This is a genomic window from Terrimonas rubra, from assembly GCF_042686025.1.
Lineage (GTDB): Bacteria > Bacteroidota > Bacteroidia > Chitinophagales > Chitinophagaceae > Terrimonas > Terrimonas rubra.
On sequence record NZ_JBHUOZ010000003.1, the window covers coordinates 2,614,104 to 2,627,935 of the forward strand.

A 13,832-nucleotide genomic window follows, 5' to 3' on the forward strand; every position below is an offset into this window, starting at 1 on the left:
GGCTTGTTTTATGTAATATTCCAGAGCTCTTTTGGTTCCGCTTTCGGAATTTGAGAGATGGTAAAAATTTAATTTTAAAAAAGAACTACTTTCCCTAAAGTTGCGATTTTCAGCGGGTTACGCTTTGATCTCAACCTCTACCCCACTTGGCAGATCCAACTTACTTAACGCATCTACGGTACGAGAAGAAGAAGTATAAATGTCCAATAAGCGTTTGTGAGTAGCTAACTGGAACTGCTCACGGCTCTTTTTGTTAACGTGTGGTGAACGTAATACAGTAAAGATCTTCTTACGAGTAGGCAAAGGAATTGGTCCAGTTACTACTGCACCTGTACTGCGTACTGTTTTTACGATTTTCTCTGCTGATTTGTCAACTAAGTTATGATCGTAAGACTGTAATTTTATTCTGATTCGCTGTGACATGTGTTTGAACCCGCTTTTCTTTTGGGAGTGCAAAGGTAAGGGGATAGATATGAAAGGGCAAAATATTAATATACTTTTTTTGAAAAATTCTTAGGTTTTGCCTTAAATCATGTAAAATTAACCCTTTTTCGGAGCTGTTATCACCCTTTGCGCCGGGTTGTTTTACACGGAACCTGCCTTCTACCCCGTTCAACCCATTGTTTTTCAAAGGCCTGGATGCCGGTAAAAACCGGCCGGTTGGGTCTCACCGTTAAAAATAAAGGTGCCTGTTCTACAACAGCTTATTAATCAACATATAATACCAAAGGTGGTGTAGGGGCATGAAAAAAGGCTCAAGACTGAGCCCTTAACCTAGTTCGGTGTTTCACATACACATAATTAATAAGTTTATTCAGGGATAATGAACATAAAGCTTTACTTAAGATATCTGGTTTTTTCACACAATATGGGAAACAGGGTTTGCATAGACTATTGTTTTAAAAACGGGGCGTGTTTCCATGCAAAAAAACGCAAATTAAGTGCCATAAATCGTCCTTCCGGTTGATTTAAATCACCAAATTCAGGTTTTTACAAAAGTATATGACTTTTTTTATACAAATCTGCACCCAATACGTGCTTACCCTTACTTTTCAAATAGTGTACCAAACATTTAGGGGTAACCTATTAATCTATTCACATTATAAAAAATATCAATATACAACTGATCCTGGGTCCGGGTACCTGAAATAAAAAACCCGGCCAGGGAGGGCCGGGTTATAACTTTTTATACTAATACTCTTTACTTTTTCCTGAAAAACAGGCGCACCGGCACCCCGCTCAGGTCAAAATGCTGGCGTAACTGGTTTTCCAGGTAGTTTTTATATGGTTGCTTAATATCGTCAGGAAAGTTACAGAAGAACGCAAAGGAAGGCACAGCCGTGGGTAACTGCGTAACAAACTTAATTTTAATGGCATGGCCACGCACCACCGGCGCATGGTAGTTTTCCACCGCTTTCAGCATGATCTCGTTCAGTTTGGAGGTAGATACACGGTTACGCCTGTTCTCTATCACCTGCAGGGCCGTTTCAATGGCCTTAAATATCCTTGTTTTTTCTAAAGCGGATATAAATAATACCGGCACATCATTAAAGGGAGCCAATTTCTTTTTCAGGGTATTTTCGTACTCTTTGGCGGTATTGGTCTGTTTGTTTTGTACCAGGTCCCATTTGTTCACCAGCACCACAATACCTTTACCCTTGCGGGCTGCCAGGCTGTAAATATTCAGGTCCTGGGCAGTAATTCCCTTTTCAGCATCCAGTAACAATAAACAAACATCCGCCTCATCTACCGCTTTAATGGCACGGATCACCGAGTAAAACTCCAGGTCCTCATGCACCTTGTTTTTGCGGCGGATACCGGCTGTATCGATCAGGATAAACTCCTTCTGGTATAAATTATAATGGGTATGGATAGTATCACGGGTAGTGCCGGCAATATCGCTTACAATGGTACGCTCCTGGCCTATCAGGGCATTTAATAAAGAGGATTTACCCACATTCGGCTGACCGATGATGGCAAATTTAGGTATGCCATATTCCTTTTTCACCACCGGCTTCTCCTCCCCTTCTTCCAGTAATTCTTCATCGGTGATCACAGCTTCCTCGGCCTGGGCAGGAATAAGCTCGGTAATGGCATCGAGTAATTCACCGCTGCCACTGCCGCTTGCCGCCGCAATAAAGAAAACATGGTCAAAACCCATACTGTAAAACTCACTGGCTTCCAGTAAACGGTCGTTGTTGTCAACCTTGTTCACTGTCAGAAAAACGGGTTTGGTACTACGGCGCAGTACATTGGCCATAGCTTCATCCAGATCGGTAAGGCCGGTATGGGCGTCTACCATAAATACAATCGCATTAGCTTCATTCACAGCGATCATCACCTGTTTGGCAATTTCTTTTTCAAACACATCATCACTACCGCTTACAAAACCACCGGTATCTATTACATTAAATGATTTGCCGTTCCAATCACTTTCGCCATACTGGCGATCGCGGGTTACGCCACTCACGTCATCTACAATGGCTTTACGCTCTTCCAGCAAACGGTTGAAGAACGTACTTTTTCCTACATTGGGGCGACCCACTATTGCAACTGTAAAACTCATATCGAAAAAATTAAAAGCAGAGCCGGATCTAAAAGGCTGATGCTGTGTTAACTACATTTAAAACCGGTTTATACCGGACCATTATATTATTAATAACCGTACTCCCTGAGCTGTAACTCGTTTTCCCGCCACTTGGGTTTAACCTTCACAAATAACTCCAGGAAAACCTTTTGCTGGATAAAGCTCTCTATATCGGCCCGGGCCAGCATCCCGATCTTTTTGATCATACTTCCCTTTTCGCCGATGATGATGGCCTTTTGTGTTTCACGGTGCACAATAATATCGGCTACTATTTTTACCAGGGTGGCTTTTTCCTTGTACTCCCGTATCAGTACGGCAGTATGATAAGGCAATTCATCAGAAAACAGTTCGTATACCTTTTCCCTGATCAGCTCACTCACAAAAAACTTGGTGGGCAGGTCGCTGATATCATCTTCGTTGTAAAACGGTTCTCCTTCAGGCAATAAAGCGATAATCGGCTTTAATAATACCTGCGGATCAAAAGGTTTGGCAGCCGCCAGCGGTACGGCTTCCTTACAATATTTCTTTTGTTTAAAGAAATCAATAGCTTCCGCTATACGGTCCTTTTTGGCCCGGTCGGTTTTATTGATGATGACAATAGCCGGTACTTTTAACCGTAATGCCGAGAATATGGCATCCGATTCTTCCCAGTTATCATTCACATCCACGATCAATAAGGCCACATCGGCATCTTCCAGCGAACTTTTTACCGCCTGCATCATTTTTTCATGCAGTTTGTATTTAGGCTCGATAATACCGGGGGTATCAGAAAAAATAACCTGGTAATCGTCGCCGGTCATAATGGCTTTAATACGGTGGCGGGTAGTCTGTACCTTATGTGATACAATAGCCAGTTTCTCCCCCATTAGCGCATTTAATAATGTGCTTTTTCCTGCATTAGGCTTACCAAATATGTTTACAAAACCTACTTTCAAAACGGTTGTTAATTTCTTATTGGGGGCGCAAAGGTACTTCATTTACAACTGAAAACAGCTATTTAACAGAAATACAGGCCGGTTTTCCAATGCTTTAAGATAAGCTTTTTGGCTTATACCTCATTTATAGCCCCGACCATATATTTAGCTTTTCACCGCCAACTAACTGATAGTGGACATATTAGCTTATGCGGCACCCTCTCTTAATCGTACTAAAGCGCAGATAAACGGTGGAAGAAATAACTGGCATTATCTTTTATGGTTAACTTGTGGCATGAGACTTTTTTTAACAACGATTGCCTGTATTACGATGTCTGTATTACTGGAAGCCCAAAATAGCAAACTGATAGTTGGCACTTACACTACCAACAGTAAGAGTAAAGGCATTTATGTTTTTGATTTTAATTCCAAAACCGGTAAAGCGTCTTTAATCAGTACAGTAGCAGCTGCTGATCCTTCCTTTTTAGCTCTATCCCCCGATAACCGGTTTCTTTACGCAGTTAATGAACTGGGTGAGGATAAAGGTGGTGGGACCATCAGTGCTTTTTCATTTAACTCCTCCAAAGGGCAATTAAAACTGATCAATCAGCAACCTACCCATGGCAACCACCCCTGTTATGTAAGTATTGATAAAAAAGGTAAAACTGTATTTGCCGGAAATTACAGCAGCGGAAACTTTTCCGTTTTCCGGGTAAACGCGAACGGCGGCCTGGCCCCTGCCTCCCTTACCGTTAAACATACCGGCAGCGGCCCTGTTAAAGACAGGCAGGAAGCACCCCATGTGCATAGTACTGTTTTAACGCCCGATAATCGCTGGTTATTGGTAGCTGACCTGGGAACGGACAAGATCAGCGCCTATCCTTTTGATGCTGCTACGGGAACATTAACTGAAAAAGTACTGGAAACCGCTGTGCCGGCCGGTGCCGGGCCCCGTCACATGACGTTTAACAAAACCGGGAGCCGCTTATATGCTGTGGGGGAATTAAATGGTGCGGTATTGGTGTACGAACATAGGCAAGGTACTTTGCTCCTCTTACAAACCATCCATAGTTTACCGGAAGATAAACAATCACCGGCCAATAGTGCCGACATTCACATATCACCCGATGGTAACTTCCTGTATACTACCCATCGTATTAATAATACCATTGCGGCTTTTGCTGTTGATGTTAAATCAGGGCGTTTAACCCACATTGAAACAGTGCCTACCAATGGCCATATTCCCCGCAATTTTACCATTGATCCCAGCGGTAACTTTTTATTAGTAGCCCACCAGGACAGCGATAATATTGTTGTGTTTAAAAGAGATAAAAAAACAGGAAAGCTGACAGATACGGGGGGTAGAATTGAAGCCGGGAAACCGGTTTGCCTGATCTGGAGTAAATAAGTTTACTGGTTAAGAGCCGGCTTTTCGGACTGTAGAGCGGCAATATTTTTATGGATTGACTTATGCGCAGAGGACAATAAACCACCATTCACTTTACCCATTTTCTGGGTTTCGGATTGAGCGATGGTGAAAACAACCAGTACAAGAATAAAAAGAAGGACCACTAGGTTCTTCTCAGAGAAATACGTCCTCATAAGTTCTAATTGGCCGCAAGTTAATGTTTTTGGTGGAAACAGGGCCCAGAATTTTATCAGTAAAACAATTGAAACTCACAAACTTGCATACGCAAGAGTTAACCCTTAGCAACAACTATTATAAGGCGGGCGGGTTAGCATGGTATTCTGCGTTAATATCGGCAATATAATCCAGTATATCATCCTTACCTGTTTTATCAATAGCCGAGGTAACAAAAAACGGGGGTAGTTCCTCCCAGGTTTTCTGCAGTTCATCTAAAAAGGACTTTACATTACGGTTGGTAGCGCCGGGCTTATTTTTATCGGCCTTGGTAAATACCAGTACAAAAGGCACCTGCCATTCGCCCAATTGTTGTACAAAATTTAAATCAATGGTCTGAGGGGTGTGCCTGCTATCCACCAGCAGGAAAACACAACCCAGGTTGGGACGTTTCCTGATATAGGATTCGATCATATTAGCCCAGTTGTTCCGGGATTTTTGTGAGGTAACGGCATAGCCATAACCAGGTAAATCGACCAGGTACCAGGCCCGGCCCGTGCCCTTTTTAGTGCCGTCTTTGGATATTACTTCAAAATGATTGATCAGCTGTGTTTTACCGGGTGTAGCCGAAGTTTTGGCCAGGCCACGCTGGTTACACAACATATTAATTAACGACGACTTCCCCACATTGCTCCGACCGATAAAAGCATATTCCGGCTTATCAGGCCCGGGACATTGTTTATAGGTAGCGCTGCTGATAATATACTTAGCCGATACAATTTCCATGCGGCAAAGATAGTTTTTTACACCGAAGCAATTGAACCCTTCACCGTTCATCACCAGGTTACCGCATAATACGCATCCATTTTATCGGGGCAGGATGCTCACCGGCATAATAAACTCGAAAACAACTTTCCTGTTGGGATAGTAAAAATCTGTATCCAGTAAATAGCTTGTTCTGAAGCCGAAGGTAAGCGGGTGCTGGTTCCACCATTTTGTATCAATAAAAACCTCGGCGCCTGTTGACCGCTGCCAGGCAAAGGGTTGTTTTTGTTTATTGTACACACGGGTAATATCATAAAACAGGTTACCCCTGATACGTTGTAAATACAAAATATTACCAAATCCCCAGTCCGGGTACACGATCGGGAAATGATAGTTGCCACCTATACGCCACATGCGGGCAAAGTAAGGCGCTTCGTACCCGCGGGAATAAGGCATACGGTTACCAAACAACGCATAGGTAGTATCTGTTTCCTGATAAGCCCCGGACACTACAATGCTATGCGATTTTTGAAAACCAGGCAAATAAACCGTAGCATTCACCACCGGTTGCCAGCTGGTATAACTGCTGATAGCATGGCGGTATTGTGCACCAAACGCATAACCCAGCCTGGGGTAAATATGCTGTGCCGCTGTTTGAATATACTGGCTCCAGGATAACTGGTGTATGAGGTAACTGAATTGTACCGTGGTGAATGTGTCCTTATAAAAACCGGTATTAAAATCGTTACGATACTGGTAACGTACGCCCCAGTTAAAGTTTTTAATGGTAGTGCCGCTTACCCAGCTTAAAGGGATATTAAAGCCCAGCCCTATATCCAGCTGGTTCCACTCTTTACGCCGGTTCTGGGCCTGCGCCCAGCGGTTAAAAGTATATTGCGCCCCGCCCGTAATTTGCGGATACCAGCCGCCATAAGCCAGGTTGATACCGGTAGAATGGGTACGGTCGTTCTCATTATACTGGTAAAACAGTTCGGACTGCAAGGTGTTCAATATATTTTCGCTGTAGAGCGAATAGGTAAGCAGGGGATCTTCATAATAAGGCCGCCAGCTATGTGCATTCACCAGGTGTTTGTGTTTTGGATAAGTAGTAACATTATCACTACCTGCCGTACCCGGCCATGCTAAAGGTACCGGAACGGTATCCGCAGTTAAACTGCTTATATCCACCGGCAGCCATTGTTTGCTGCTAATATCCTGCTGCTCAATATTAAATCCTTCTGCACTAAAACTACTCCAGGCTATTTTATTCTGGCCGGCATGCAGGTTATAATTACCCTGGGCAGAGGCAGCTATTTTGTACAGGTTATTATTGGTAAGTGATAACATGTATGCATGATCACCACCATCATACCCGGCTGTAAAGTAGAGTGAATCGTTTTGCACATAGGGGTTGCCCACTACTTTATGGGTGGCCGGTGTAAGCCTTATAAAACTACCATCACTGATATTTACTTTTACCAGTGCCATGGTACCATTGTTGTAACGGGCTGCAAAAACAATATTGGCCGCATCCATAAAGCGGGGATCGGCGTAATAGCTGATATCTTTGTCCTTTAACTCCCTGATAAGACCACCATTGACCGCATCTAATACATGCAAAGCCGTTTGCCCGTTCACTGCCACATGGGTAGCTACAATTTTGCTGCCGTCAGCCGTTATATCGGGCCTGAAGTATTTTGTTTTTTTACCGATGGTTACCTGTTTATTGGTGGCAATATCCAGTACCTTGATCACGCTGTAATCGTGCCAGCGCCAGCGGGCATTGTTTTCATAAGCACTGTACACTACTTTGCCATTGTTATAATTAAACTGGTCATCGTCCCTTATATCCAGGAAACGCAGGCGTGTGGTGTGATCTCCCTCTTTGATCATTAAAGCCTCCCGCTGGTTGTAAGCAGATTGCAGGTAAAGCAGGCTATCGCCACCCAACAGGTATGGGTATTTATAATGTGTGACCACTTTTTTATTTACGGGTAGTATAAACTGACCGGTTGCTGTGGCTTTTGTTTGCTGCCGGTAATGCTCAAAGGCTTCGGTATAAAAAGCTTTATAGGTTTTACCGGTATGCCGTTTTACCGCTTTTTGCATGGGATAGAACAAGCCTTTAAAAGCACTGGCATCACGGGTTACTTTTGTCCATATATCATTGCCATAGGTTTCTCTTCCATAATTTACCAGTAAATAGCCCAGGTGATAATGGGTAGGTACATAATCTTTTAATGAGCCGTTGCGCAGCTTCATCCAGGAATAGTTTTTCCCGGCCTGCCATAAAGCGGGGAACATATTATTAAACAGGGGTAAACGCCCGCGGCCCTGTTGTGTTAAAAAAGTTTCGCCATATACCGCATCGCCTTCATAAAACCAATCCGGTACCGAGGCATTAATAGCCAGTGCATAGCCCTCCTGTCCAAACAGGATGCCGGCTACCTTACTAAGGCCGTTATTAAAATTATTGAACTGCTGCACATGCCGGTACTCATGTATGGCCAGTTGTTTATGCCAGGGTGTGCTGCCCTGCTGAAAGGAGTTGACGGCCGGTGTCATATAAAACTCGCTGCGGAAAGGCCCCAAGCCTACATACCCGTTTGCAATGGTAGTATTGGGTTGTAATACGATATTTATTTTTTTAAGCTTGTTTCCTAAACTGTAAGGATGTTGTGCTGCCAGGGTATGTACGATCGCGGCCACATCTCGGGCCAGGCTATCGTTTCCCTGTTTAAAAATCACCCTGGCAGTATCGCTGTTCAGCTGTTGCCATTTGGTGGAGGCCGGGTGCCCCCCGAACTGTTGTGCAATTGATTGAAAATAAATAAGAGACAGTATTACCAATAATACATTACGCAACATGCTTTTTTTGTATTAAGATACAGCAGACCGCCAATAAACAAAAAAATATTCTTTATTCCCTACATTTTACCGGCTTTTGACCGGCTTAAAATAAATCATAAATTAAAGGGAGGCCAGTTTTTTGGTACGGTTTTGCATACTATAAAATATACATTTAAAGCTTGTGAAACTAATACGGGCAATTTTTTAACCACTAAAACAATAGGTTATGAAAATAGTAAACATTCCTCCGTTTGTGGTAGCAATAATAGCTTTATTTACAGGCATGCTTAGCTTTTTAATTAAACCGGACGAAGCCCTTTTTAATTATCCCCTGCTAACCGTGGCCCTTGTACTTGCTGCCATTTACTGGGTATGGATGATCGTACTTGTAAGCGGAACCAAAGACTTATTTACTTATCAAAAAAGATTCTGGCAGATCCTGGTGATTTCAGTGCCTTTTGTAGGCGCCCTGTTATACCAGTTACTGCACCAGCAGCGTAAAAGGCTGGTTAATTAAAGGCTGTAGTAAGCCTTTGAACCCCTTCAACAATTTCCGGGAGCATTTCACAAACACATACCCACTTTAAAAGGAGTTTCTACAGAAGCTCCTTTTTTTATTGCCCTTATCTGCTGCAACTGTTCAATTAATACAATAGTGGTCTGTTATAAAGAACACTCATCACAAATATAATTTCAAACAGCACTACCCTGGTTTGGTTAGCATGGTGACAGGGCCGGGCCCAAACCAGGCATAGGTAAACAACCTTTAAAATCGGCTGCTTTGTGCCAGACAGCTTTACACCAGGGTAGTTTATTGTTTGCCGTAACAGTGATTGTATACAGGCTGTTAACAGCAAGAGGGACCTAATTACTTAGGTCCCTCTTTTATATCGGTGCTTTTGTTAGTTAGCGCATAAAAAATACCTATAAAATATTCTTTATGTTTTATCCCTGAAAAACTTAACAGGCGAACTGTAGTTTTCTTTTTTTACTGTTCCTGATGAGGTAATAAAAAGTACCGCCAATAATAGAAGCTGCTATGGCTACGGCTGCAATTTTTTTGCGACGCAACCTTGCTTTCGATTTTCTTAATTTGGTAGGTTCTTTTTTTACAATGCATTCAACATTCTGGATAAATGCACTCACATTGTCATCGGCATAGGCGCCATAGGCATCCAGCAAAACGCCTTTTAAACCGGTATTGGTTTTTATTAAATACAGGATAGTGCTATCGGCCGGGTCACTCTCGCCTTCAAAACGATAAAAGTTTTCAATGCATACATCAGCAGGTTGAAACACTTTATCATTGGAGGAAGACTCCAGGCCATTTTCGGTTACACGAAAATCTGCTTTAAACCCCTTACGGGTGGCATTGTTCATGCATGACACCAATGTTGACATATCTTCGGATGGGCTTTCTTTTTTCATAACCTGAAATTTATTGATTATAGAATTTGGTTTTAGTCCTAAGATCTTGTTACTACCCTTAATGAAAAAACCGTACCAATATAATTCAGGCCAAGCCGGATTTTTTTATACCCTGCTTAAATAACTGTGCGTTAATAAGATGGGCGGCCTTAAGGCCGCCCATCTTATTATAACCAAGTAACTATTAAGAAGTACTTTTTACTTTCTTATAATTACTACTTTATTAGGATTTAATCCGGGGGTTGTAGCAAATGAAAATTTCTTTTTCCCTGTATTATCGAAACAAAACACCTCACCTGATGACATACTGTTTTTATTATCTGTTATATATATATCGCCATTTTGAGTATCAATGTCAATACCATACGGTGAGGTAACACTGGTACCATCAGTAATAAAATTAGCACTAGCTACTGTCAGGGTGTTTGGGTTAATTGTTTTTACCTTTCCATCGCCCAGATACCCAGGTGTTGCATATATAAGTCCATTATTAAAACGCATTTTCCCAACAGGAAGGTCAACTGTTTTAAGAATAGCATGTGTGAATGCATTTATTTTAACCAATGTAGGACCTATATCACTGTAATTACCGGTACAGGCAACATATACATTGCCTGCATTATCGGCCACAATAGCCCCGGGGTTTTTACCCACTTTCACTTTATGTACTTCGGTATAAGAAGCCAGGTCTACTACCGAAACGGTAGAGTCAAAAACAGGGTAACTAAATCCCCCGGAATTGGCAACAAATAGTTTATCGCCGGCCACAGCAATCTGCTCAGGATTACTACCTACTGTTATAAATTTATCAATGGTTAAAGAAGCAGTATCAATCACGGCTACTGTGCCATCATATGAGCTTACCAATACTTTATTTTTATAGGGTACTATATAACGTGGTTCTCTTTTTACACCACCATCACCCAGGAAATCGATCTTTTTAACATCAACCCCTTCACTGTTGGTTACCTGCACATAACTGGACACATTTACTACAAAGTAGAATTTGGTACCGTATTTAATAAAGTCGTTGCCGGTATCGCCCAGGCCATGGCCGTTTTTATTACGGTAAAAATCGGTGGTTGCCGTTTTGGTGGCGGCATCGTAATAGGTGAGTGTGGTATTGTTGGCAAAAAAAGTGCCTTCATTTAAAACGAATAAGCCATCAGCCGGTGTTTCAGGGGTTACTACTACCGGATCATCTTCTTTTTGGCAGGACGCGAATAGTAAACTGCCGGAAAGGGCTGCAACCAGGAGCTTCAGTGTTCTTGTTTTCATCTATGTTTGTTTATTATTTGTTTTTAATATTTGCTTGTGTTTTACAGGTTATTCACCAACAGGCTGATCTTAACATTACGTCCCGGCATAGGATAGCTATTTACAATATCATATGCACGGCTGGTTAAATTGTTTACACCGGTCCTCAGCTGCAGGTCATACTGCTTATAGCTGAGCGTCCGGGCCACAAAAATATCGTGAATACCCCAACCGTTCAACTCATTGGTAGGATGATTTTCTTTCTGGGTATAGCGGGTGCCCGAAAAAAGCAGGTTATACCCGGCTGTCCATTTTTTCCAGGACAAAGAAAATATACCAGACCCCGAATGCTCCGGTGTATAGGGTATAAAGTTTTTATAACTGCTTTCGGCCCGGCTGGTAATATCCAATGCTTTTTGCCAGGTATAGGCCAGGCGTAACATCCAGCTAAAATGCTCTTTCCATTTACCCTGTACATCGGTATTAATATCGATACCCGTAATACGCACTTTACCTACATTCATCATAGCCCATACAAACATATTTTGCGAAGGCATGGCCACTATTTTATCATGAATGGTGTTGATATAACCATCGGCACTGATATTCAGTTGCTGAACAAAACCCGTAAGGCCTTTGGAATAACTGATGCCCGCGTTATATTGCTTTGCCAGCTCGGGCAGCAAATTACGGGAGCCGATAAAATTGTAATACAGGTCGTTAAAAGTAGGCATGCGGAATATGTGCTTGTAAAAGAAACGCAGCATAAAAGGACTTTCAGCAGCCCATTGCCAGGTAGTACTGATACCGGGGGTTATTTTACCGGTAGTACCCGCCGATGGCTGATGCCGGGTTTTATCGTTAAAATGCTGCCACAATAAAGTGCCGTTCACCTGCCACAGGTTTTGCGCATATTTTACGCTAAGCGCATTCCATAAGGATAACCTTTCGGGCTTACCTTTTACGTTACTGTTGGCCGTTAAACCGGTATATGCTATATCTGATGCCAGTGACATTGACAGGCATGACAACAAGCTGCGCTGAATAGCTGCACTAAAGTACCCCTCCTGCTGGGTGTACCGGTTATCGAGCCCGCCGGTATTATTTAAAAAAGCAGGATCAATATACCGGGTATAGGCATAATTGTATTTAGCCGCCAGCAACAGGTCTGTATGCGGGGCCAGGGCCCTGGTATATTTTGCCTGCAGGAAAAAGTCTTTATTCCACAGCCGTTGCACCGAACGGTTATTGTAAAATATAACGGCGCCGGGCAATCCTCTTTCCGAATGATAACCCCAGCTTTTTAGCTGTAAGCTGGCGCTGTCTTTAAAGATGGTTCTCAGGTTCAGTTCGGCCTGTACCGATTGAATATCGCTGTTTACCCGTTTATGATCTTCCACAATATTGCCGTTACGCTCCTGGTAGGGATAGTTGCCCTTTGAAAAGAAAGCTTCGGCATTGACACCAAGGGTAGTTCGTTTTGACACCGGCAATTGTACCCCGGCAAAGGGCTGCCATAAGCCGAAAGAGCCGGCGTGGAGCCCTGCCTGCCATTTGGTTTGTGTTGCGGCAGCAGGATAGTTAAAAGGCGTATTAACAGATAATAAGGCAGCTGAACCCTGCAAACGGGCAGGCTGTAAAAGCTGTTGAGGCAAACCTATCTCCAGTAACAGCGTCTGCACAAAAGAACTGGAGAAACGGGACATATCAATTTGCCCGGCCTGTACATCGGAAACAGCAATGCCATCGTAGGCAATGCCGGTATGGGCAGCTCCCAGGCTGCGGACCGATACTGTTTTTAATCCCCCAACCCCGCCATAATCTTTAACCAATACACCGGAGAAATAGTTGGCTGCATCACCAATGGTGGGGGCATTTAGCTGTTGTAATATATTTTTTTGCAGTAACTGCGTGGGAACCGCAGAACGGTATGGGTTTTTGTATTTTAAAGCTGATACGGTTATTTTATGTAAGGTTTTACTGGTATCGGTTTGTGCCTGCAAATGGTTGATGGCGATGATACCCAATAATAAAAAGAGCATCATTTTTACGATTGCCCTGAGCCGATACGAAGTACTGTTGCTGAAGGGCTGCCGGATGCGCAGGGGCAGCCACGGTTTTACCGGGGCCGGAGCGACAGCGAAGCCCGCAGCAGCCGGAACTACAGCTGATAGCGGCACCATAAGTTCATAGCCCCCGGCCTTTGCAGCCGTCCGTAAACAGGAGTTTTTTATTACCGGGAAATGCTTCATTCATTTATATGCTGGCGGGACCTTTATGACAGCCCGCCATTATACTATTTTGTTTTTTATGCTAACAGGGCGCAATGTAGGACTTTTTTAACCCCTGCACGCAATTACCCGCAGGAAGAACATATTACAGAATAACTCCATTTTATTACATAATCGGCTGTATAAAATGCAGGGACTGCTGCTGAAAACCGCACCGG

Annotated in this window: 11 protein-coding genes; 2 read left to right on the forward strand and 9 right to left on the reverse strand. The window is 43.1% G+C overall.

Annotated features, from left to right (window positions below):
* Positions 1–117: 117 nt before the first annotated feature.
* The 3 genes from rpsJ to era all read right to left on the reverse strand — a co-directional run bounded on the left by rpsJ (position 118) and on the right by era (position 3,522).
* Positions 118–423 (reverse strand): 30S ribosomal protein S10, encoded by a 306-nt coding sequence (gene rpsJ / locus ACFS6H_RS20380; protein WP_028787065.1) that lies wholly within the window; start codon positions 421–423, stop codon positions 118–120.
* A 778-nt stretch (positions 424–1,201) separates the two neighbouring features.
* Positions 1,202–2,566 carry a ribosome biogenesis GTPase Der gene (gene der / locus ACFS6H_RS20385; protein WP_386103460.1) on the reverse strand — a complete coding sequence of 455 codons (1,365 nt, stop codon included), beginning with the start codon at positions 2,564–2,566 and terminating at the stop codon, positions 1,202–1,204.
* Positions 2,567–2,655: 89 nt separating this feature from the next.
* Positions 2,656–3,522 carry a GTPase Era gene (gene era / locus ACFS6H_RS20390; protein WP_386103462.1) on the reverse strand — a complete coding sequence of 289 codons (867 nt, stop codon included), beginning with the start codon at positions 3,520–3,522 and terminating at the stop codon, positions 2,656–2,658.
* Between the two features lie 274 nt (positions 3,523–3,796).
* Between era and ACFS6H_RS20395 the strand changes: the two genes are divergently transcribed.
* Positions 3,797–4,909: a lactonase family protein gene (locus ACFS6H_RS20395; protein WP_386103464.1), complete on the forward strand. Its 1,113-nt coding sequence runs from the start codon at positions 3,797–3,799 to the stop codon at positions 4,907–4,909.
* Positions 4,910–4,911: 2 nt separating this feature from the next.
* Here ACFS6H_RS20395 and ACFS6H_RS20400 read toward each other — a convergent pair whose 3' ends face one another.
* The 3 genes from ACFS6H_RS20400 to ACFS6H_RS20410 form a co-directional block, all read right to left on the reverse strand.
* Positions 4,912–5,103 (reverse strand): hypothetical protein, encoded by a 192-nt coding sequence (locus ACFS6H_RS20400; RefSeq protein WP_386103466.1) that lies wholly within the window; start codon positions 5,101–5,103, stop codon positions 4,912–4,914.
* A 118-nt stretch (positions 5,104–5,221) separates the two neighbouring features.
* Entirely contained in the window at positions 5,222–5,869 is a 648-nt protein-coding gene (yihA, locus tag ACFS6H_RS20405; protein WP_386103468.1) for a ribosome biogenesis GTP-binding protein YihA/YsxC, read from the reverse strand.
* 81 nt (positions 5,870–5,950) lie between these two features.
* Positions 5,951–8,716: a hypothetical protein gene (locus ACFS6H_RS20410; protein WP_386103470.1), complete on the reverse strand. Its 2,766-nt coding sequence runs from the start codon at positions 8,714–8,716 to the stop codon at positions 5,951–5,953.
* Positions 8,717–8,924: 208 nt separating this feature from the next.
* Here ACFS6H_RS20410 and ACFS6H_RS20415 point away from each other — a divergent pair, with 208 nt between their 5' ends.
* On the forward strand, positions 8,925–9,215 hold the full coding sequence (locus tag ACFS6H_RS20415) for a hypothetical protein (RefSeq protein WP_386103472.1): 291 nt from the start codon (positions 8,925–8,927) through the stop codon (positions 9,213–9,215).
* Positions 9,216–9,658: 443 nt separating this feature from the next.
* Here the strand turns inward: ACFS6H_RS20415 and ACFS6H_RS20420 are convergent, their stop codons facing one another.
* The 3 genes from ACFS6H_RS20420 to ACFS6H_RS20430 form a co-directional block, all read right to left on the reverse strand.
* A complete protein-coding gene (locus tag ACFS6H_RS20420) occupies positions 9,659–10,126 on the reverse strand; it encodes a hypothetical protein (RefSeq protein ID WP_386103474.1) in 468 nt (155 codons plus the stop codon).
* A 198-nt stretch (positions 10,127–10,324) separates the two neighbouring features.
* Positions 10,325–11,404 (reverse strand): DUF5074 domain-containing protein, encoded by a 1,080-nt coding sequence (locus tag ACFS6H_RS20425; RefSeq protein WP_386103476.1) that lies wholly within the window; start codon positions 11,402–11,404, stop codon positions 10,325–10,327.
* A 41-nt stretch (positions 11,405–11,445) separates the two neighbouring features.
* Entirely contained in the window at positions 11,446–13,428 is a 1,983-nt protein-coding gene (locus ACFS6H_RS20430) for a TonB-dependent receptor plug domain-containing protein (RefSeq protein WP_386103478.1), read from the reverse strand.
* Between the last annotated feature and the right edge of the window lie 404 nt (positions 13,429–13,832).